16 protein-coding genes are annotated in these 21,315 nt (G+C 52.8%); 3 read left to right on the top strand and 13 right to left on the bottom strand.

Annotated elements, in window-relative coordinates; genetic code table 11:
- Positions 1–48: 48 nt before the first annotated feature.
- The 3 genes from smpB to V3851_RS25400 form a co-directional block, all read right to left on the bottom strand.
- A complete protein-coding gene (gene smpB, locus V3851_RS25390; protein ID WP_331849227.1) occupies positions 49–528 on the bottom strand; it encodes an SsrA-binding protein SmpB in 480 nt (159 codons plus the stop codon).
- Positions 529–642: 114 nt separating this feature from the next.
- Positions 643–1,452: an ABC transporter permease subunit gene (locus tag V3851_RS25395; RefSeq protein WP_331849228.1), complete on the bottom strand. Its 810-nt coding sequence runs from the start codon at positions 1,450–1,452 to the stop codon at positions 643–645.
- On the bottom strand, positions 1,452–2,354 hold the full coding sequence (locus V3851_RS25400; RefSeq protein WP_331849229.1) for an ABC transporter ATP-binding protein: 903 nt from the start codon (positions 2,352–2,354) through the stop codon (positions 1,452–1,454). Before V3851_RS25400 ends, V3851_RS25395 begins: the two co-directional genes overlap by 1 nt.
- A 148-nt stretch (positions 2,355–2,502) precedes the next feature.
- Between V3851_RS25400 and V3851_RS25405 the strand changes: the two genes are divergently transcribed.
- The gene (locus V3851_RS25405) at positions 2,503–3,108 is read left to right on the top strand and encodes a TetR/AcrR family transcriptional regulator (RefSeq protein ID WP_331849230.1); all 606 of its coding nucleotides are present in this window, start codon (positions 2,503–2,505) and stop codon (positions 3,106–3,108) included.
- 365 nt (positions 3,109–3,473) lie between these two features.
- On the opposite strand, the gene rnr is transcribed toward V3851_RS25405, so the two are convergent.
- Positions 3,474–6,161, bottom strand: coding sequence for a ribonuclease R (gene rnr, locus V3851_RS25410; RefSeq protein WP_331849231.1), 2,688 nt, complete (start codon positions 6,159–6,161; stop codon positions 3,474–3,476).
- A gap of 232 nt (positions 6,162–6,393) precedes the next feature.
- Here rnr and V3851_RS25415 point away from each other — a divergent pair, with 232 nt between their 5' ends.
- Complete coding sequence (locus V3851_RS25415) at positions 6,394–7,881, top strand: methyl-accepting chemotaxis protein (protein WP_331849232.1); 1,488 nt, start codon at positions 6,394–6,396, stop codon at positions 7,879–7,881.
- A 99-nt stretch (positions 7,882–7,980) separates the two neighbouring features.
- On the opposite strand, the gene V3851_RS25420 is transcribed toward V3851_RS25415, so the two are convergent.
- Positions 7,981–8,544: a hypothetical protein gene (locus V3851_RS25420; RefSeq protein WP_331849233.1), complete on the bottom strand. Its 564-nt coding sequence runs from the start codon at positions 8,542–8,544 to the stop codon at positions 7,981–7,983.
- A 206-nt stretch (positions 8,545–8,750) separates the two neighbouring features.
- Positions 8,751–8,984: a preprotein translocase subunit SecG gene (secG, locus tag V3851_RS25425; RefSeq protein ID WP_331849234.1), complete on the bottom strand. Its 234-nt coding sequence runs from the start codon at positions 8,982–8,984 to the stop codon at positions 8,751–8,753.
- Positions 8,985–9,179: 195 nt separating this feature from the next.
- Between secG and V3851_RS25430 the strand changes: the two genes are divergently transcribed.
- Positions 9,180–11,249, top strand: a complete 2,070-nt coding sequence (locus tag V3851_RS25430) for a CAP domain-containing protein (protein ID WP_331849235.1) — start codon at positions 9,180–9,182, stop codon at positions 11,247–11,249.
- A 73-nt stretch (positions 11,250–11,322) separates the two neighbouring features.
- Here the strand turns inward: V3851_RS25430 and V3851_RS25435 are convergent, their stop codons facing one another.
- The 7 genes from V3851_RS25435 to gap form a co-directional block, all read right to left on the bottom strand.
- A complete protein-coding gene (locus V3851_RS25435; protein WP_331849236.1) occupies positions 11,323–12,999 on the bottom strand; it encodes a glycoside hydrolase family 13 protein in 1,677 nt (558 codons plus the stop codon).
- Between the two features lie 687 nt (positions 13,000–13,686).
- Positions 13,687–14,706 carry a LacI family DNA-binding transcriptional regulator gene (locus V3851_RS25440; RefSeq protein WP_331849237.1) on the bottom strand — a complete coding sequence of 340 codons (1,020 nt, stop codon included), beginning with the start codon at positions 14,704–14,706 and terminating at the stop codon, positions 13,687–13,689.
- A gap of 157 nt (positions 14,707–14,863) precedes the next feature.
- Positions 14,864–16,150: a phosphopyruvate hydratase gene (gene eno / locus V3851_RS25445; RefSeq protein WP_331849238.1), complete on the bottom strand. Its 1,287-nt coding sequence runs from the start codon at positions 16,148–16,150 to the stop codon at positions 14,864–14,866.
- Between the two features lie 296 nt (positions 16,151–16,446).
- Complete coding sequence (gene gpmI, locus V3851_RS25450) at positions 16,447–17,991, bottom strand: 2,3-bisphosphoglycerate-independent phosphoglycerate mutase (protein ID WP_331849239.1); 1,545 nt, start codon at positions 17,989–17,991, stop codon at positions 16,447–16,449.
- A gap of 1 nt (position 17,992) precedes the next feature.
- Positions 17,993–18,745 (bottom strand): triose-phosphate isomerase, encoded by a 753-nt coding sequence (tpiA, locus tag V3851_RS25455; protein ID WP_331849240.1) that lies wholly within the window; start codon positions 18,743–18,745, stop codon positions 17,993–17,995.
- A gap of 50 nt (positions 18,746–18,795) precedes the next feature.
- Positions 18,796–19,977: a phosphoglycerate kinase gene (locus tag V3851_RS25460; RefSeq protein ID WP_331849241.1), complete on the bottom strand. Its 1,182-nt coding sequence runs from the start codon at positions 19,975–19,977 to the stop codon at positions 18,796–18,798.
- 249 nt (positions 19,978–20,226) lie between these two features.
- Positions 20,227–21,237, bottom strand: a complete 1,011-nt coding sequence (gene gap / locus V3851_RS25465; RefSeq protein WP_331849242.1) for a type I glyceraldehyde-3-phosphate dehydrogenase — start codon at positions 21,235–21,237, stop codon at positions 20,227–20,229.
- Positions 21,238–21,315 lie beyond the last annotated feature (78 nt).

The following is a 21,315-nucleotide window of genomic DNA, read 5'->3' on the forward strand; positions in this document are numbered from 1 at the left end:
ACCGGGAGCCCGATACCACAGGCGCTCCCGGTTTTTGTATTTAAATGATTATCTGGCGATCTTCTGCTTCTCCCGCAGCACGCGCTGAATATCGCGCTGAGCGTCGCGCTTGGCGGCGGCGTCGCGTTTGTCGTACTGCTTCTTCCCTTTGCCGAGGCCAAGGAGCAGCTTGGCGTAGCCGTTCTTGATGTAGATCTTGAGCGGCACGATGGAGTAGCCTTCCTGCTTGGACAGGCCAAGCAGCTTGTTGATTTGCGCTTTGTGCATCAGCAGCTTCCGCGTCCGGGTCGGGTCGGTCGGATTGTACCGGTTGCCCTGCTCGAACGGGCTGATATGCATGTTATGGATGTGGATCTCCCCGTTACGGATCGTCGCAAATGCGTCGCCGATATTCACCCGGGCGTTGCGGATCGATTTGATCTCGGTCCCGGTGAGCACCATGCCCGCCTCGTAGGTATCCTCGATGAAATAGTCATGGGAAGCTTTTTTGTTCTGGGCCAGCACTTTGCCGTCATTTTTCTTCGCCATGTTCATCCCCCTCATCCTTTAAGCTAATCGCTCTTCAATCTGGTCAACACACATATGCATGCCAGACATTAATTGTATCAACTCTACAGGCCAAAATCAAGAAAAGCCCCCGACTTACAGGGGCAGATCCCGCCTCCGGAACAAAAACACCGCAAGTGCGAACGTCACCAGTCCGATCGCCGCCAGAATCGTAAAGCTCAACCCTAAATTGACCGTTCCCTCAATGATTTCACCCGGTCTATATAAGGAAAAGAACGAAATATCCCGCATCCATTCGATCTTATCGCTAAACTTGCCGATCAGGTCCAGACTGAAAAAGCCAAAAGTGATGAAGCCGGAGATGCCGAGCGCCCTCTTTTCGTCATTAGACACCGAGGACACCAGAAACGTAATTCCCCCAACCGCAAAAAACAGCAGAAACGCCGCCGCATTTATTTCAATGAAACGTGCGGTATTAAACTCGTATTCCCCACGCAAAAACCAGGCATTACCCGCAAAGCCCGCCAGCGCCGTCACGGCCATGATCATGAATAACCCCGCTACCAGTACAACGGCCTGCGTCAAAGCGACCTTCGTTCTTGTCGTCGGAGTGGACAGCAAATAAGCCATGGAGCCCTGATCGACCAGTTTGGCCACAAGCTGCGTGGACAACTGCACAATGACGATGGCGAGCAGAAGAACCAGAATCAGCCCATAATATTCCCCTGAGATGAAGGCCTCCGCCGACCCGAACCCGCTTAACGAAAAAGCCCGCATAATCCCTTCCGGCATGGCTGCAACCAGGGCGTCGATTTCCGCGACATTTTTGCCGATACTGGGGTAAATCCAGAACATTATCAGCGTGTAAAAAGCGGACCCGAACGCGTAATTCATGAACGTCTTCATATTCACTTTCATCATTTGCTTGAACAGAATCGCATTCATTAGGCCGTCCCCTCCCGGTCATAATAATTCATGAATATATCCTCGAGGTTCTGTGTAGAAATATCGATATTGCTTACCCGGTATTTGGCCGTTTCCGACACGAAGCGGTCGTAATTGCCTTGAACGGCCACCCGGACCCGGGGCCCGCTGCCGCTATCCTGCGCCACGGGCTCTACCTGCAAACCGGAAGTGTTTATAAACGCCCGCATCTCGCTTACATCCCCAAAAGTCACTTCAAACAGCTTCCGCTGCATCGATTGCAGCTCGTGAATATTTTTGACCGCAATGATCCTGCCGTCCTTGATAATCGCCGCCCGGTCGCAGGTCCGTTCGATTTCCGGAAAGCTGTGCGAGGACATAAGGAACGTGGTGCCACGGGCTTTTTCCGCGAGTACGATTTCTATGAAAACCTTCTGCATCAGCGGATCCAACCCGGAGGTCGGCTCATCCAAAATAATGACCGCGGGCTCGTGCATGAATGCCGCGACGATCCCGACCTTTTGCTTCATGCCTTTAGACATTTTCCGGATGGGCGTATCGACGTCGAATTGGAGAAGTTCGATCAGATGGTTCCGCTTCGAAGGTTCTTTGACCCCCTGCATCTTGGCCATGAAATCGAGGAACGATTTTCCCGTCATCCCGTCAAAAAAAGCGATCTCCCCCGGCAGGTACCCGACCATGGACTGCACCTTGCCCTGCTCCTTCCAAGTGTCGAGCCCGCCGATCTTCACCACGCCTTGGTCCGGCTTCATAAAGCCCATAATATGACGGATCGTAGTCGATTTCCCCGCTCCGTTCGGCCCCAGAAATCCGAATACCTCCCCTTGCTTTACCGAAAACGAAACATCAAAAATTCCTTTCCCGCCCGGAAACGTCTTCGTCAAATGCTCCACGGTCAGCATACAGCGCTCTCCCTCCAAAAATTGAAGAAATGAAATATTCAGATCGATTTATTTCATATGTTATAATATACCTGAGCTATACATGCGTCAATGATTTTATGAAATATATTTATTAATTCATTTCATAAATTATTTTCAGGAGGTAAAAGTGAACGATACCAGGAACGGTTTTGAGAAGAGGGCCCAGCGGATCAAAGATAAAATTATGCGGACCACGTTGGACATGCTGCGGACATCGGACCCGAAGCGTATTCGGATTGCCGATATCTCCAAGATGGCCAAAGTCTCGCAAGTCACGATCTACAACTATTTCGGAAGCAAGGAAGCGCTGATGCGGGAAGTGTTCATCGGCTACATCGATAAAGCGATTGCCGAATTCATCGAGTTCATGGATGGTCACCATACGTTGAAGGAGAAGATCGAGTACATTATTTTTCTCGAAAAAGAAGCCTACAGCGACCTTCCTCCCGGCACCATCAAAGACCTTGTCGAAGAGGATCCCGAGCTGGCCGCCTATATCGAAAAAGTGTACCGGGAATATACGGCCCCGCTGGTAACCCGCATCATCGAGGAAGGCAAAGCCAGCGGCGAAATCTCCCCGGACATGCCCGTGGAGAACGTGCTGGCCTTCATCCAGCTCTATATGAACCAATACCAAGCCATCCTCGCCATGGCCGCCCAAACCCCCGACCGGGAAAAGTTCCTTGAGGGCATGGTGCACATGTTTTTCTATGGGATATGCGGGAAAGAGTAAAGTCGCCCTGTATGTTCATGTATCACAAGATATGTCTTAACCTGTCACACGGCGGATCGTCCTTGTGCCATAGACAATTTAAAAGAATGTCTTTCAAAGAGTGGACACGTTTCTGTGAGAGAGATATTGTCCCTGTCTGTCCAAATAACCAATATATTGATGGATCTTTTGATTTATCAACCACATATCGATATTAATTGCTGCGACAGTAAATTGTCCTAGTGTCCACCTTTCAGATGGACATTCGGATGATTTGTCCGCAATAAGCGCACAATTACGAAAGATAAAAACAGGCCGGGGACCGTCAACATTGACGGTTCCCCGGCCTGCTTGGCATGCCGCAGACTTTAAAAGTGCGGCAGTGGCTATTTTTTCTTCTTGCGCACGAACGCGGCCGTGCCGTTGTTGCTTTTGCCCTTGCCGCCCCGCTTCTTGCGCGGGGACGGCGCGGCGCCCTCATCGGCGCTGCCGCCGCCGATGAAGATCCCGCTCGCGGACGTCTTCTTCCGCCGCGAGCCGGACTTGCCGCCTTCTCCGGGGCGGTAGCTCCCGGAGTCGCGGCTGAACCCGGCCGGCCCGGAGGCGGTGTAGCCGCCCTTGCCGGAGCCGAACCCGAAGCTCACGGCGGCCGGTGCGGCTTCGCCGCCCCCCGGGGCCGTGTCGCTTCGGCCGGTGCCGCCCGCGACGCTTCGCTTGCTGCGCTTGCCGCGGCCCGCCGCCGCTGCGCCGGGCGCTGCGGCTTCACCAGGCCCGTGTGCTCCGCCACGGGCTGCGGCCGCGCCGCCTTTGCCGGCCTTGCCGGCGCGTCCCGCCTTGCCGCCTTTGCCGCCGGCTTTGGCGGTTCGTTTACCGCCGCCGCGCCCGCCGGCGGCGCCTTCAAATCCGCCGCCATTCCCGTTATCCCGGCGGCGCGGCTTCATGTCGACCATCTCGAAATCAATCGTATGGTCGTCCATGTTCACGCGGGCTACGCGGATCTTTACCTCATCGCCGATGCGGTAAATCTTCGACGTACGCTCGCCGATCAGCGCCATATGCTGCTCATGGAAGTGGTAATAATCGTCCGTCATCGCACTGAGACGGATCAGTCCTTCCACCGTGTTCTCAAGCTCGATGAACATCCCGAAGCTCGTCACGCTGCTGATCATGCCGGGGAACTCTTCCCCGACCTTATCCAGCATGAACTCCGCCTTCTTGAGCTGTTCCGTATCGCGCTCCGCGTCCACGGCGACCCGCTCCCGCTCAGACGACTGTTGCGCGATCTCTTGCATCCGGCTGGCCAGATACTCCTGCCGGTCCTCCGGCAGCGTCCCGCCGTGCTCGATCACCTCACGGATGATCCGGTGGATCACCAGGTCGGGATAACGGCGGATCGGCGATGTGAAGTGCGTGTAGAATTCCGCCGCCAGACCGAAATGCCCGGTGCTCTCGGCGTCGTATTTCGCCTGCTTCATCGACCGCAGCATCATCGTGCTGATCACCGTCTGCTCCTTCGTCCCCTGGATATCCTCCAGCAGCGTTTGCAGCGCGCGCGGATGCACCTTGTTGCTCTTTCCGCCTTTGACCACATAGCCGAAATTGGCGACGAAGGCCATGAAATTCATCAATTTCTCCTGATCGGGGTCCTCGTGGATCCGGTAAATAAACGGTACCTTCAGCCAGTGGAAATGCTCCGCCACCGTCTCGTTCGCCGCAAGCATAAATTCCTCGATAATCTGTTCCGCGATCGACCGCTCGCGCTTGACGATGTCGACCGGCTTGCCGTTCTCGTCTACGATCACCTTCGATTCCTCAAAATCGAAATCGACCGCCCCGCGCCGCATCCGGTTCGCCCGCAGTTTAAGCGCCAGCTCCTTCATGAGCTGGAACGTCTCGACCAGGTGGCTGTAACGCGCCGTAACTTCGGGGTCTTCCTCCTGCAAAATTTTTCGCACATTCGTATACGTCATGCGCTCCGTCGTCCGGATCACGCTCGTAAATACATCATGCTTTACGACCTTCATATGCTCATCGAATTCCATCTCGCAGGACAGCGTAAACCGGTCCACCTTCGGATTGAGCGAGCAGATCCCGTTGGACAGCCGGTGCGGCAGCATCGGGATCACGCGGTCGACCAGGTACACGCTGCAGCCGCGGTTGTACGCTTCCTGATCCAGCTTCGAATTCTCGCGTACATAATAGCCAACGTCCGCGATATGTACCCCGAGCTGAATATGCCCGTTCGGCAACCGCTCCACGTTGACCGCGTCGTCCAGGTCTTTGGCGTCTTCGCCGTCGATCGTCACGATCGTCTTGCTGCGCAGATCACGCCGCCCTTGCTTGGCAATCTCCGCTTCGTCGATTACCTCCGGAGCTTCCTGCGCTTCGGCCATCACATCCTCGGGGAAAGCCTCCGGCAGTTGATGTTTGCGGATGATCGACAAAATATCGACCCCCGGGTCGTCCTTATGCCCAAGGATCTCGATGATCTCGCCTTCCGCCGCCGAGCGGCCTTCCGGATAGCTGACGATCCGGGCGACGACCTTCTCCCCGTCAACCGCGCCGCCAAAAGCCCCCTGCGGCACGAAAATATCCCGGTTGATCCGTTTGTCGTCCGGAATAACGAACCCGTAAGACTCGTGGTGCTGAAAAAGGCCGACCACCTGGGTCACCGCCCGGCTGACGATCCGCACGACCTCGCCTTCCAGCTTGCCGCCCCCGGGGCTTTTCGAGCTGACGCGTACGAGTACCGTATCCCCGTTCATCGCGCTCTTCAGATCGTTTGCGTGAATATATACATCCGGATGCTCCCGGTCATCGGGAATCAGGAAGGCGAAGCCTTTGGCATGCGCCTGCAGACGGCCGCGCACCAAGTCCATCCGTTCCGGCATTCCGTAACGGTTCGTGCGCGTCAAAATAATTTGGCCCTCCTGCTCCAAACGGTTCAGCAGCTTCAGGAATTCTTTGAACCCGGCGGCATCCGTAATATGAAAATGCTCCTCCAGCTCCTGGTATGTCATTGGCTTGTAAGCCGTCTCCCGCATGAATGCGAGCAGCTCTGTTTCTGTTATCATTTGCTCACCTCGGCCGGCCTGTCCACCGGCAAATATTATTTGTGTAAGATAATTTCCATGAATTACCCCTCATCTATATACCCTAGTATACACGAAATCAACCCTCGGCATCCGTTTCCCTCGATTTTGAAAACACGAGTTTTTAAATTGGAATACTTGATATCCTAAAATTTTCCTCACAAAAAACCGAAATAATGATAAGATAAATCCAAAATTACTAGAGGGAGTTTATATGGACAATCTTAGCATCTTACAAAGGCGCAACAAATTGTTTGTCAAAATCATCTGGATCATGGTCGCGTTAGGGGTAGTGACCGACTTGATGATCGGAGTCGGCACCGCCATGCTGGTTACGCTGCTCCTTGTCGGCGGGGTCTGCTGTTCGATCGCCACTTATATGACGTATTCCAACAAGGGCACCCAATATGTGATGTTCGTGATTCCCACCATCGCAGCGCTGCTGACGTTTCTGCTGATTTATCAGGACCCGGAGCCGATCGTCGGCACTTACCTGCTCGTTTACGTCAATATTGCGTTAATGACCCTTTATTCCAACTATAAGCCGATCGTCCTTGCCGGCGTTCTCGGCCTCGTAATTACTACATACTTTTACTTTACCCCTTTCTACCATGATAAAATGTTCTCCCGGGAGCCGCTGAGCTACCTGCTGCTCTTCTTGTGCTTCACTACCGTGGCGCTGGCATTCGCCGCCCGCTTCAGCGAGAAGCTCCAGAAGACTGTGCTGGACAAGCAGCGGGATACCGAAGCCGCCAAACAGCGGGGCGACGAGATACTCGCCGGTTTGCAGGCTTCGCTCGAGGTACTGAACCGCCTCAGCACCCAGCTTCGAGACAATGTCAACGTCACCGGCTCCATCTCCAAGGAGATCACCGCAACGTTCGGCAGCGTCTCCTCGACGATGGAACGTCAAACCCACGGCCTGCAGGAAACCTCCGAATCCGTGCAGACCGTCAGCCGGATCGTGGAGAGCACCGCGGGCAGCTCTTCGGAATTGCAGCAGCTGTCGCAGGAAATGCTCCTGAACACGGAAGCCGCGGGAAGACGGATGACTTCGCTGTCCGAGCAAATCGGCAACCTGCAGTCGGTGATCACCGCCACGGTGACCCAGATGAAGCAGTTAAGCGATCAGAATCAGGAGATCAGCCAGATCGTCGATACGATTCAAAGCATATCCAACCAGACGAACCTGCTCGCCATGAACGCGGCGATCGAAGCGGCCCATGCCGGCGAACACGGCAAAGGGTTTGCCGTTGTCTCCACGGAGATTCGCAAGCTGGCGGAAAGCTCCCGGCAGTCCACCGAGCGGATCAACCATATTCTTGCCGACGTCATCGGCAAAATCAACAATGTCGCGGAACAAATTACAGTGGGGCGCGAAGCGGTCGATATCGGCAAGGAGGAAGCCAAAGAGGTGCATGAGATTGTGGAGAGAGTCGGAGGCAACGCCGTCTCCGTCAGCCGGCAATCGGATCATCTCGACGCTTCCGTCAAGCAAATGAAGGAGAATTACGCCCGGATTATGGCGGAGATTCTGTCAGTCGCCGAAGGCACGGAGCACAATATGAGCGCGGCGGAGGAAATATTGGCGGGCATCGAAGCCCAGGACGGCAAAATTCACGAGATTATTCAGCATTACGAGGACCTGGATAACTTGATCTTGACGCTCTCCAAGACGGCGGGAGCGCAGGACAAAGCTTAACCATCATTTGTCCCTAAATAAATGGAGGGTGTTCCCGGCCAGTAACCTGGAGCGGGGACACCCCTTTTTTCGTGAATAATATGTATCTTCATAAAAAACTTATAAAATCGGCAAATGCGCCCCTTTGGCCTTGGTCGTTTCCATGAACCATTCATAGCTTTCCTTATGCTCATAAAACTCGGCCGCATGAATGATCGCCGGAATCACATCGGCTCCCTTATAGAAGAACCGCTCGCCCACCCGCGACATCGGCACGTGAAAAGATATTTTCAGCGCCCGGAACAGTACCGGTTCCAATAGGGTTACATAATTGCGAATGTTCCTCTCTTCGGCGAACAATACGATGGTCGCCAGCAGGCGGTCCAGATTTTTGCCACGATGCTCCTTATGCAGCGCCACCTTGTCCACTTCCACCGTCCGCCACGGATCGGCGAGGATCGCCGGATGCTCATTGAACGGTGCAAGCCGGTTCAGCCCGGTCATCTCCGGAGTATAAGGCTTCATTTCCACCGTCGCTACCGGCATCTCGGCCTCATCGAAAACAAGGCAACGCCCCACAGCCTCCTCGGAAAATTCAAGTTCGAATCCCTGCTCCAGCCAGGCTTCCGTCCAGATCTTGTTAAACATCAATTCTTCTTCAACCGTCTCCACCAGCTTGTACATGTTTTTCGCTCCTTTTCTTTCTTTTTCAGCAAATGCCGCAAAGGATTTGCCGGGAGGTGATGTTTATACCAAAATTGTAATATTTTTGCGCTTGGGAGACAATATCTTACATCACTTTTTCTGGAAATGTCGGAAAACAAAAAAAGGACAGCGCCGGAGTCATTCCAGCACTGCCCTATTTCAGGTTGTTCATTTGTCAAAATGGATTAACTTTGCACGATCGCAACGACGATCGAAAGAATAAAGAATCCGACGGCCAAGCCGACGGTCACCCGTTCCAGAACGAGTTCCATCCCCCGCGCCTTCGTCTTGCCGAAAAGATGTTCCGCACCCCCGGAGATGGCACCGGAAAGACCCGCGCTCTTCCCTTTCTGCAGCAGAACTACCGCAATCAGACCGATGGAGAAAATAATAAGCAATACTTCCAAAAAGATATTCACCCAATCCACCTCCTAAGTGAGAACACTTCAAAATCTATGTTCGTTATACATCATCATATATGATACAAAACAGCACTATTATTTTAGCATACCCCCGGCGAAATAACAACCGAACCCGGACAATCCAATATTCCTTTTTTTCAACAGGAATCGGCAAGATTGTTATCGAATTCACTAATAAAGGAGGGTATTTATATGATTTTCAAGAAAATGAAGAATTACCTTTTCGATCATACAAAGACCGTAAGAGGTATGACCTATGCGACCGCTTGGTTACTCTGTTTTACTTTAGTGGCTGGAGCTTTTCTTAACACAACTCCGTCAGCCTATGCAAAGAGCGCCAATACCTCCGGTTTTACGGACGACCAATTGGAGGCCTTGGATTACCTCAATGAAATACGTGGCAAAGTCGGGGTCCTTCCGGTGAGGTTAAACGCAGCGATTTCCAAAGCTGCTGAAGCTCATGCTGCCTATTACAATTTAAATAAGGGGCTGAATGTCAACTACCATTCGGAGCTGGCGGGAACCCCGGGTTTTACGGGAGGATCCGCCAAAGAACGGATAGAGGCTGCCGGCTATATATCCGAGAGCCGGTTTTTCGGCTTCGGTGAAGTTATGAGTTTTCAGCAAACAAACAGTACCGATGCCATTCAAAGCTGGCTTGATACCGCCTACCATCGCGATATAATCCTGAGCCCCAGTTATGATGAAATCGGAATCGGCTTGGTTGACGGAACGGCGGTGCTGGATGCCGTAGGTTCCACTTCATCTCCGATTTCGGGCGGCATTTCCGTGTACCCTTATGATGGACAAACCGAAGTACCCGTTGGTTTTTACGGCAATGAATATCCAAACCCGCTGGATCAGTTTCATGCCGATTATTCGGGGTATATTTTATCCGCCTCAACCGAAGGTGAAATGACCTCACATCAAGCGGTAATTAAGGATGAAAACGGCACCGAAGTTCCCTACTTTGAAGAACTGTATTCCGATAACACCCTGTTCTTATTCCCCAAGTCCGTCCTGAAAGGATATCATACATACACGGTAACATTGAAGTATCAAACCAATAATACGCCGGGGCTTCAAACCAAGACTTGGTCTTTCACCACCGGAAAAGGGCAAACCACAACCCGGCTGCTGCCTGATTTCGGCGAAATAACGCTTAACGAAGGCGAACAGACCCAATTGAATTTTCAAGGTAAATATAGCGATGGTACATCCAGGACAATAGACGGTGGAATCCTCTACACCATCACTGACCCGACAGGCTTGCAGATCTCGTCAACTGGAGTGCTTACCGCCCTAAAGGCCGGCGATTACACCGTTACGGCAACCGTTGACAATCAATCGACGCGGATTGCAATCAAAGTATATTCAAAATGGAAAATCAAAGTATACAGCGGCACGGCAGAGCGGCCTTCCGATATTACCGGCCACCCTCTACAAGACAGTATCGAATGGGGGCTTCGTACAGGGATTATCGCCCCTGCCGATGACGGTTTGTTTCATCCGGACGACTCTGTCAGCGAGGCGCAATTTTGGACGATGCTGCTCAGAACTTATAACGTCAACATCCAAGCCTACAATCCGGTCAAGCTTAACCATTGGGCCGATGGAGCTTATTTCATCGCCAAAGCGCGAAATTATCCGCTGCTTGGGATCAATAATGAAGCAAATCGTAATCTTCCCGTTACTCGCCAGCAGGTAGCGGAAATTGTGTCGGCAGCAGACGGCATGAATATCGACGGGTCAAATGCGATTACCTATGTATTGGCCAAAAATTATATGCTGGGTGTGAATGAATTATCCCTCATAGGGTTCCAAGGGTCCAAGAAGATCACTCGGGCCGAAGCACTGCAAATTCTCCAACATTTGCAGCAAACTTTGAGCGAATTGCGCGGCCGTCCGGCTAGTCCAACCCCAGAGTCTTCGCTGCCTGAAATGCCGACGAGACAAATATACGTTAAACCCGCTGAACTTGTAGATCGAAGTATATATGCTGAGTTTCACGCTGATGGTACGCTGGTGGTAGAGGGGAAATTCAGCGAATTTGCGGGTCAAAGCTATATGCTAAAGATTCAAGCGGCGGGTACGGTTCCCAAACAGCTTGAAGATATCGATGTTACCTTCGATAGTCAGGGCCGGTTCAAAGCGGAAGCTGGTCCTTATAAAGCCGACGTTTTAAATCTTGATTTATACACGCCTTCAATGATTTATTTTACGCCCGTAAAGTATAATACGATAACCGACAATCAATACTGAGCCAAAAAGTAAAAACCGAAGTAAACGAGACTTCCCGGATCGTTTAGCTTCGGTTTTATTTTGTATACCCGGTCTAAGCATTTACACCTTTCAATTTATACACCCGGGCTTCGTAAGGACGCAAGGAAAGCTCGTGGAAATCCTCATCCGGCGAAGCCTCGTAATTGCCGATCAGCAGTTCTTTGCTTTGGAAGTTGATTGCGGGCTCCAGCTTGAATTGCGCCGGATTTTCATAGAAATTCAAGATTACCAGCAGCTGCTCATCGCCCCATTTACGGGTATATGCGAAGATTTGCTCGTCAGTTTCATTCAAAAGCGTGTAATCGCCATAGACGATGATGTCGTGCTTTTTGCGCAGCTCGATCAGCTTCTTGTAGTAATAGAACACCGAATCAGGATCGCCCAGCGCTTTCTCCGCATTGATTTCCTTGTAATTCGGATTGACGGCAAGCCAAGGCGTTCCGGTCGTGAATCCGGCCTGGGGTTCCGCGTTCCATTGCATCGGCGTTCTGGCGTTATCGCGCCCTTTGGCATAGATTGATTCCATGATGTCGGCAACGTCATGCCCTTTGCTCAAGTAATCTTTGTACATGTTGAGCGTTTCAATGTCCTTGTACTCTTCAATTTTTTCGAAACGGACATTGGTCATGCCGATTTCCTCGCCCTGGTAAATATACGGCGTACCTTGGAGAGTATGGAGAAGCGTCGCCAGCATTTTCGCCGATTCGTTGTGATATTTCCCGTCATTGCCGAACCGGGACAGCAGGCGCGGCTGATCGTGATTGTTCAAATAAATGCTGTTCCACGCTTTGCCGTTCAGCTTCGTTTGCCATTTGCTCACCATTTCCTTGAATTGCGTCAGCTTCCATGGCGTCACTTCCCATTTGCCCGTCGGACCCGAATCAATGCCCATCCATTCGAATTGGAACACCATATTCAGCTCGCCGCGGTCGCCTCCCGCGAACAAAATCGCATCCTCCGGAGATACGTCAACGGCCTCCCCGACCGTCATAATATCGTATTTTGACAGCACTTCCCGGTTCATTTCCTGCAAAAATTCATGCACCCGCGGGCCGTTGATGTAATGCTCGCCGCCCCCCGAGCCGTCCGAGGAGTCCGGCAAGCCCGGCGTCTTGGAAATCAGGTTGATGACATCCATCCGGAAGCCGTCGATCCCCTTATCCAGCCACCAGGTCATCATGTCGTATACCTCGCGCCGTACCTGCGGGTTCTCCCAGTTCAAATCCGGCTGCTTGGTGGAAAACAGATGGAGGAAATATTCATCCGTCCCCTCGTCATACTTCCACGCCGAACCGCTAAAGAAAGAGCCCCAGTCGTTCGGCTCCTTGCCGTCCTTGCCCGGGCGCCAAATGTAATAATCCCGGTACGGATTATCCTTGGATTTACGCGATTCGACGAACCAGGCGTGCTCATCGGAGCTGTGGTTCACCACGAGGTCCATAATCAGCTTCATCCCCCGCTCATGCAGTCCGGCAAGCAGATCCTCCCAATCTTTCATCGTGCCGAATTCGTCCATGATCCCTTGATAGTTGCTGATATCATACCCGTTGTCGTCGTTCGGCGACTCATACACCGGACACAGCCACACCACATCGACGCCAAGCGTTTTCAAGTAATCCAATTTGGAGATAATCCCCCGCAGATCCCCGACCCCGTCACCGTTGCTGTCCATGAAGCTCCGCGGGTAAATTTGATATACGACGCTTTCCTTCCACCATTTCTTCTCCATCTTTGCTTCCTCCTTATATAATAACTCTTTCGTGTTAGACAATAGTTCTCGTTCTCGCACCAGGCACTCCCGGCCGCCTCATTTGATTCTTGTTCCATACCCATTTGGTTTATTATTACCCCGGAGTCCTTGTTCTACTTTAAGCTTCGGAAGTGACGGAAGTGCTGAAAGTGCCAGAAGTGCTGAAAGTGCCAGAAGTGCTGAAAGTAATAAAGTACCGGAAGTACCGAGGTCCGGAAGCACGTAAACGTTTACGTAGTGCTCATAAAAATAAATAGCGGCAATTTCGGCTCTTATTTGAGAAAAATCGCGGCGTGGCAGGAAAATAAGGGCCTTTTGGGCCGCTATTTCCGCAAAAAGCAGGCCATCTGCCCCTTTTGGACCGGATTTTCTATAAATAGCGTCCTAAACGGCCCTTATTTAGCTCCCATTCTGCTAAAACGGCGAAATAAGTGCCTTTTGGGCCGCTATTGGGTGCGGGCGGGCCGGCCTAACAGGTTGGGCCCGGGTTAAACCGGTCGGGGCGATCCGGGAGCAGCCAGTGGCATACCACTGCCCACTGGCTGTCATCCGGGGCATCGCCAGACGGAATCCAGCGACCCGCAGCGGCTCCGCCACCCGCACGCTTATACCTTAAACCGGGCGGCACCACCGTCTACAGTCGGAGTGCCGCCCGCCCTTGCCGCATCATGGCCCGGGCGGAGCCGGCAGCGCCCGCACCGTCTGCCGCTCGATGATCCGATGCGGCAGAATCTCGCTCGCCGCGGGCGCGCCCGAGTCTAGCATCGCGATCAGCTTGCGCGATGCGAGCTCGCCCATCTCGCGGAGCGGCTGGGCGACCGTGGTGAGCGGCGGATTGCTCATCTCCGCCAGCTTCAGGTCGTCGTAGCCGACGACCGACAGCTGCTCGGGCACGGCAATCCCCAGCTTCGCCGCCGCAGAGATGACGGCGATCGCCATCTCGTCGGCGGCGGCGAACACGGCCGTCACGTCGGGGGCGGCCGTCAGCAGCCGCTCCGCCGCGCGCAAGCCGCCGTCGAACGTGAAGCCGCCGTCCTGCATCAGCTCCTCCCGGAGCGGGATGCCGTGATCGCGGAGCGCCTGGCGGAAGCCCTCGTATCGCGGCTGCCCCGCGATCCGGTCGCTCTCCGCGCCGCCGATCATGGCGATCCGCCGGTGCCCCCGGCGGATCAGATATTCGGCCGCGTCGTACGCCGCCTGCCGGTCGTCCACTTTGATGTATGGCACATCATCAAACTCCGACTTCGTCGCCACCAGCACCAGCGGAACATTCATCGCCCGGACCACCTCATTGTATTCCGGCTCCAGCAAACCGCTGGAAAAAATAATCCCGTCAACCTGCTTCTCGCGCAACAGTTGCAGGTACTTCATCGTCCGCTTCCCGTCTTCCGCGGTATTGCAGACGATTACACTGTAATTATGCTCCTGCGCCACGCTCTCGATGCCGTGCAGGATTAGCGAGGAGAACGAGCTGGACACACTTGGAAACAGGACGCCGATCGTCTCCGTCCGTTTATTCACCAGCCCCCGGGCGATCGCGTTCGGCTGGTAGCCCAGCTCTTCCACGGCCTGCAATACTTTCCGTTTCGTGTCTTCCGAGTAACCCGGCAGATTGTTCAGCACCCGGGATACCGTGGCTACGGACACGCCAACCTTTTTCGCCACATCTTTAATCGTTGAACTCATCGGTTATTCCTCTTTTAAAATCATATCGATTTACATACGGATAATGTAAACGTTTAACTAAACTATAATTTACTGCCCCCTCCTTGTCAATCGGAACAAAAAAGAACCCCTCCGAACGAATCGGAAGGGTTCTTTAGCTGAATCGCTATCGAAAATCTTAGCGATTCAGGTTGTAGAAGGAATTCAAGCCGTTGTATTGAGCCAGTTCGCCCAGTTGATCCTCGATGCGGAGCAATTGGTTGTACTTCGCAATACGGTCGGTACGGGAAGGCGCACCGGTTTTGATTTGGCCTGCGTTGGTTGCAACAGCGATATCGGCGATCGTGCTGTCTTCGGATTCACCGGAACGGTGGGAGACAACAGCAGTGTAGCCTGCGCGTTTCGCCATTTCGATCGCGTCGAATGTTTCAGTCAGCGTACCGATTTGGTTTACTTTGATCAAGATGGAGTTACCGATGCCGTCTTTGATACCTTTTTCAAGACGCTCGGTGTTGGTTACGAACAAGTCGTCGCCAACGAGTTGGATTTTGCTGCCCAGTTTCTCGGTAAGCAGTTTCCAACCTTCCCAGTCGTCTTCGGAGCAGCCGTCTTCGATCGTGATGATCGGATATTTGTCTACCCAAGAAGCAAGCAGGTCAACGAATTCCGCGGAAGTGAAGGATTTGCCTTCGCCTTCGAGGTGGTATTTGCCGTCCTTGAAGAACTCGGTGGAAGCGACGTCCATACCCAAGAATACGTCAACGCCCGGTTTGTAGCCGGCTTTTTCGATAGCTTCCATGATCGAGGACAAAGCGTCTTCGTTGGAAGTGAAGTTAGGAGCAAAACCGCCTTCGTCGCCGACAGCCGTGTTCAGGCCTTTAGCTTTCAGAACGGATTTCAGGTTGTGGAAAATTTCCGCGCCTGTGCGAAGAGCTTCCTTGAAGGAAGGAGCGCCAACAGGCAGAATCATGAACTCTTGTACGTCAACGTTGTTGTCGGCATGAGCGCCGCCGTTCACGATGTTCATCATTGGAACAGGCAGTTGTTTCGCGTTGAATCCGCCGAGGTAAACGTACAGCGGCAGGTCCAAAGCGTCGGCAGCCGCGCGGGCTACAGCCATGGATACGGCCAGGATGGCGTTTGCGCCCAGTTTGCCTTTGTTAGGCGTACCGTCCAAAGCGATCATCAATTTGTCGATGCCGAGTTGGTCAAGCGCGTCCATACCGATGACTTCAGGTGCGATGATTTCGTTGACGTTCTCAACGGCTTTCAGCACGCCTTTACCGAGGTAACGGGATTTGTCGTCGTCGCGAAGCTCAACGGCTTCGTGTGCGCCCGTGGAAGCGCCGGAAGGAACGATCGCGCGTCCGATTGCGCCGGACTCCAGATATACTTCAACTTCTACTGTCGGGTTGCCGCGGGAGTCGAGGACTTCGCGAGCGTATACATCAGAAATAATAGTCATTTGTATATTCTCCTTTGTGAGTAATAGATTATTATTCAAAGTGTTTCCAAAAAAACGCCAACGGACACCTGGACCGCTATTTCGGCCAAAACCGGGAATGATCGCAAGCTAACGGACATACGCGTTTCTTATTAACCTGCATGAGCCGACAAATGACCCTGCAACAGATCCATAAGGGATATCATGTCCGTTAAAAAGTGAAACACCGGTGATTTCGGCATAGGTAACTTCCACCGGGTCCGTTAGCCGAAATGCAAAAGTTGATTCAACGTCAGCTTTACCCTTCAGCCTTCGCCTTAGGCTTTACGGCCGGCGATCATCGACTGACCGGTCATTTCCGCCGGTTGCGGCAAGCCCATCAGATCGAGGAGTGTTGGAGCCACGTCGGCAAGAATGCCGCTTTCGCGCAGGATCACGTTCTCGTCGGTGACGATAAACGGAACCGGGTTGGTCGTATGCGCGGTAAACGGACGGCCTTGTTCGTCAAATACCATATCCGCGTTACCGTGGTCGGCGATGATGATGACAACGCCGCCTTTCGCCTTAACGGCGTCTACGACTTTACCCACGCATTCATCGGTCACTTCAACCGCCTTCTTCGTCGGCTCCAGCATACCGGAGTGTCCGACCATGTCCGGGTTGGCGAAGTTGAGGATGATCGCGTCATGTTTGTCGGCTTCGATCTCTTTCACGCAAGCTTCCGCTACTTCATACGCGCTCATCTCCGGCTTCAAGTCGTAAGTGGCGACTTTCGGCGAATTGATCAGGATGCGCGTTTCGCCCGGAAGCTCGACATCGCGTCCGCCGCTGAAGAAGAACGTCACGTGCGGATACTTCTCGGTTTCCGCGATGCGAAGCTGCTTCTTGCCGTGCTGCACAAGCACTTCACCGAAGGTGTTGTCAAGGTTCTTAGGCGAATAAGCCACATATCCTTTAACGGATTCGGCGAACAGCGTCAGGCAGACAAAATGCAGATCCTTCGGAAACTTAGGTCCACGGTCAAAGCCTTGGAAGTCTTCATTCGTGAACACGTTCGACAATTGGATCGCCCGGTCGGGACGGAAGTTCAGGAATATGACGGAGTCGCCGGATTCCACCAGACCGATCGGTTGATCATGCCCGTCGACGATGACGGTCGGCATCACGAATTCGTCGTACACCGATGCCTCGTACGATTCCGTTACGGCCGTAAGCGGATCGGTATATTTCGGGCCTTCGCCGTATACCATTGCACGGTACGATTTCTCGACGCGTTCCCACCGTTTGTCGCGGTCCATCGCGTAATAACGCCCTTGAACCGTCGCGATCTTGCCTACGCCCACTTCGTTGATCTTAGCGATCAAACGCTCGATATATCCTCTGGCGCTGTCCGGAGCGACGTCGCGTCCGTCCAGGAAAGCATGGATATATACTTCTTGCATATCTTCCTTCTTGGCCAGGTCGAGCATAGCAAGCATGTGGTCGATGTGGCTGTGAACGCCGCCATCGGACAGCAAGCCGTACAGGTGAAGCTTCTTGCCTTTCGACTTCGCGCTGCGAACCGCATCAACCAGCGTTTCGTTCTGGAAGAATTCGCCTTCACGGATCGACTTGGAAATCCGGGTCAAATCCTGATACACGATCCGGCCGGCACCGATGTTCAAATGGCCCACTTCGGAGTTACCCATTTGTCCATCCGGCAAACCAACGGCTTCACCGCTGGCGGTCAAAGTCGTGTTCGGATATTGCTTCAAGTAACGGTCGTAGTTAGGCTTGTTTGCCTGAGCGACCGCGTTGCCTTCCACTGTATTGCGAAGTCCGAAGCCGTCCATGATGATAAGCGCTACTGGTTTTGGAGCCATCTTACTTCGCCCCCTCGACCAATTGAATATAGGAAGCCGGCTGCAAGCTGGCGCCGCCCACGAGCGCGCCGTCGATGTCGCTTTGGCCCATATATTCCTTCACGTTTTCCGGCTTCACGCTGCCGCCGTATTGGATACGGATTTTATCCGCTACATCCGTACTGTACAGATCTTTAACCAAGCTGCGGATGTAAGAGATCACTTCGTTGGCATCCTGCGAAGTGGAGGATTTGCCAGTACCGATCGCCCAGATTGGCTCGTAAGCAATAACGACTTGCGCCGCTTGCTCGGCGGACAATCCTTTCAGAGCCGCTTCGGTTTGCACCTTCACAACATCCTTCGTTTGGCCCGCTTCACGCTCTTCCAGTTTCTCGCCGACGCAAGGAATCGGAGTCAAGCCGTGTTTGAATGCGGCATGTACTTTCTTGTTGACGATCTCGTCGGTTTCGCCAAAATAAGCGCGGCGCTCGGAATGCCCGATAATGACATAGTCCACGCCGAGTTCTTTCAGCATTCCTCCGCTGATTTCGCCGGTAAATGCGCCTTCGTCTTCGAAATGCAGGTTTTGGGCGCCGATTTTAATCGACGTGCCTTTGGCGGCTTCCACCAAAGCGGGAAGATTCGTGAACGGAGCGCAGATTACGCTCTCGACGCCTTCCACTTCCGCTTTCCCTTTTACCGCTTCGAAGAAAGCTTTTGCTTCGGAAACGGTTTTGAACATTTTCCAGTTTCCGGCAATAATAGGTGTTCTCATAGAGCACACTCCTTCATTCCGTAGGGTAATTCAAGCAGTTCCAATCCAACTTACTTATCGTTCAGAGCCACAACGCCCGGAAGCGCCTTGCCTTCCATGAATTCAAGGGATGCACCGCCGCCTGTGGAGATGTGATCCATTTTGTCGGCCAGGTGGAATTTCTCGGCTGCCGCCGCGGAATCCCCGCCGCCGATAATTGTATAGCCTTCGGTAGTGGCGCAAGCTTCAGCCACTTCCTTCGTACCGTTAGCGAAAGTATCGATTTCGAACACGCCCATCGGTCCGTTCCAAACAACCAGTTTGGAGTTTTTGATGATTTCGGCGTATTTGGCACGGGTTTTAGGTCCGATATCCAAGCCTTCCCAATCGGCAGGAATGCCGTCGATATCGACATTTTTCGTATTGGCGTCCGCGCTGAAATCGTCGGCAACAACGATATCAACCGGCAGCTCGAAGTTTTTGCCGAGCTTCTTCGCCTTCTCGATAAAGCCGAGAGCTACGTCCAGCTTGCTGTCGTCAACCAGCGACTTACCGATCTCCAGGCCTTGTGCCTTGTAGAACGTATAAGCGAGTCCGCCGCCGATCAGCACGTTGTCGGCAATGTTAAGCAGGTTGTCGATGACGTCGATCTTGTCTTTGACCTTGGAGCCGCCGATGATAGCGGTGAAAGGACGATCCGGGTTCGACAAAGCCTTGCCGAGAACGGACAATTCTTTCTCCATCAACAGGCCGGATACGGCCGGCAGGAAGTGCGCGATTCCTTCCGTGGAGGCATGCGCGCGGTGAGCCGCACCGAACGCGTCGTTGACGAACAGGTCGGCAAGCTCCGCAAATTGCTTAGCCAGCTCAGGATCGTTCTTCTCTTCGCCCGGGTAGAAACGGACGTTTTCAAGCACAAGCACGTCGCCGTTGTTCATGGCGTTGACTTTGGCTTTGACCGCGTCGCCGATCGCTTCGTCGGCTTTGGCCACTTCTTTGCCGAGCAATTCGCCGAGGCGCTTAGCCGGCAGCGTCAGACGCATATCCTCGTTCACTTGGCCCTTCGGACGTCCCAAATGGCTCGCCAGAATGACTTTCGCGCCGTTTTCGATCAAATATTTCACGGTCGGCAGCGTTTCGCGAATCCGGGTGTCGTCGGTAATTTGACCGTCTTGCATCGGTACATTGAAATCTACGCGGACAAACACGCGTTTGCCGGTTACTTCCACATCACGTACACTTTTCTTGTTCATCTCCACGTTCCTCCTAATAGGTAAGCGCGGCGCCATCTTCGGTCAAGCGGCAGGAGACAGGCTGCGCGTTTCCATTTCCACTACGACTTTGCTTTATGATTTCTCTCCTAAGCGATACGTATTGCTTCTCTATTTATATAAAAACAGTGTGTGTGAATGTCGAATTGCTCAAAAAAACCATGAACCAAAGAGGAGCGACCTTGATGAAGGACTCCTCTTTGGCACTAGATATCGAGAAAAATAAATTAATTATTTAACTTTTTTTGCGAAGTATTCCAAAGTACGAACCAATTGAGCGGTGTAGGACATTTCGTTGTCATACCAAGCAACGGTTTTAACCAGTTGTTTGTCGCCAACAGTCAATACTTTAGTTTGCGTAGCGTCGAACAGGGAACCGAAAGTCATGCCCTTGATGTCCGAAGATACGATTTCGTCTTCCGTGTAACCGAAAGTTTCCGGGTCCGCAGCGGCTTTCATCGCTTCGTTTACTTCAGCGGCGGTAACGTTCTTTTCAAGAACAGTTACGAGCTCAGTCAAGGAACCTGTTGGTACAGGCACGCGTTGAGCCGCGCCGTCCAATTTGCCTTGCAGTTCAGGGATAACCAGGCCGATTGCTTTAGCGGCACCAGTAGTGTTAGGAATGATGTTTTCAGCGGCAGCACGGGCACGACGGAAGTCGCCTTTCGCATGAGGAGCGTCAAGCGTGTTTTGGTCGCCTGTGTAAGCATGGATGGTTGTCATCAAGCCTTGAACCACGCCGAACTTGTCGTTCAATACTTTAGCCATAGGAGCCAAGCAGTTAGTCGTACAAGAAGCGCCGGAGATTACAGTTTCCGAACCGTCAAGAATTTCATGGTTTACGTTGTAAACGACAGTCTTCATGTCGCCGGTAGCAGGGGCGGAGATAACAACCTTCTTAGCGCCGCCTTTCAGGTGAAGCTCGGCTTTTTCTTTCGTTGTGAAGAAGCCTGTGCATTCCAGCACGATGTCTACGCCAAGCTCGCCCCAAGGCAATTCTTCAGGGTTGCGGTTAGCAAGAACTTTGATTTCTTTGCCGTTGACTTTGAAGAAGCCGTCATGCACTTCAACGTCGCCTTGGAATTTGCCTTGCGTAGTGTCATATTTCAACAAATGAGCCAACATTTTAGCGTCTGTCAGGTCATTGATTGCTACTACTTCGATGCCTTCCACGTCTTGAATACGACGGAAAGCCAAACGTCCGATACGTCCGAAACCGTTAATACCAACTTTTACACTCATGAAAAGATCCTCCTAGTGTTGATTTTTTTTATTATTCAAGACAGGCTTAAAACCCGTCATGAGTAAACGGTTCTCATT

The sequence above is a fragment of the Paenibacillus haidiansis genome (assembly GCF_036553665.1).
Lineage (GTDB): Bacteria > Bacillota > Bacilli > Paenibacillales > Paenibacillaceae > Fontibacillus > Fontibacillus haidiansis.

Bases quoted from the DNA above. Each gene is read 5' to 3' on its own strand.
- tpiA (WP_331849240.1), bottom strand. From the start codon at position 18,745: ATGAGAACACCTATTATTGCCGGAAACTGGAAAATGTTCAAAACCGTT.
- V3851_RS25420 (WP_331849233.1), bottom strand. From the start codon at position 8,544: ATGTACAAGCTGGTGGAGACGGTTGAAGAAGAATTGATGTTTAACAAG.
- V3851_RS25460 (WP_331849241.1), bottom strand. From the start codon at position 19,977: ATGAACAAGAAAAGTGTACGTGATGTGGAAGTAACCGGCAAACGCGTG.
- gpmI (WP_331849239.1), bottom strand. From the start codon at position 17,991: ATGGCTCCAAAACCAGTAGCGCTTATCATCATGGACGGCTTCGGACTT.
- V3851_RS25415 (WP_331849232.1), top strand. From the start codon at position 6,394: ATGGACAATCTTAGCATCTTACAAAGGCGCAACAAATTGTTTGTCAAA.
- gap (WP_331849242.1), bottom strand. From the start codon at position 21,237: ATGAGTGTAAAAGTTGGTATTAACGGTTTCGGACGTATCGGACGTTTG.
- V3851_RS25435 (WP_331849236.1), bottom strand. From the start codon at position 12,999: ATGGAGAAGAAATGGTGGAAGGAAAGCGTCGTATATCAAATTTACCCG.
- smpB (WP_331849227.1), bottom strand. From the start codon at position 528: ATGGCGAAGAAAAATGACGGCAAAGTGCTGGCCCAGAACAAAAAAGCT.
- V3851_RS25400 (WP_331849229.1), bottom strand. From the start codon at position 2,354: ATGCTGACCGTGGAGCATTTGACGAAGACGTTTCCGGGCGGGAAAGGA.
- rnr (WP_331849231.1), bottom strand. From the start codon at position 6,161: ATGATAACAGAAACAGAGCTGCTCGCATTCATGCGGGAGACGGCTTAC.
- eno (WP_331849238.1), bottom strand. From the start codon at position 16,150: ATGACTATTATTTCTGATGTATACGCTCGCGAAGTCCTCGACTCCCGC.
- V3851_RS25395 (WP_331849228.1), bottom strand. From the start codon at position 1,452: ATGAATGCGATTCTGTTCAAGCAAATGATGAAAGTGAATATGAAGACG.
- V3851_RS25430 (WP_331849235.1), top strand. From the start codon at position 9,180: ATGATTTTCAAGAAAATGAAGAATTACCTTTTCGATCATACAAAGACC.
- V3851_RS25440 (WP_331849237.1), bottom strand. From the start codon at position 14,706: ATGAGTTCAACGATTAAAGATGTGGCGAAAAAGGTTGGCGTGTCCGTA.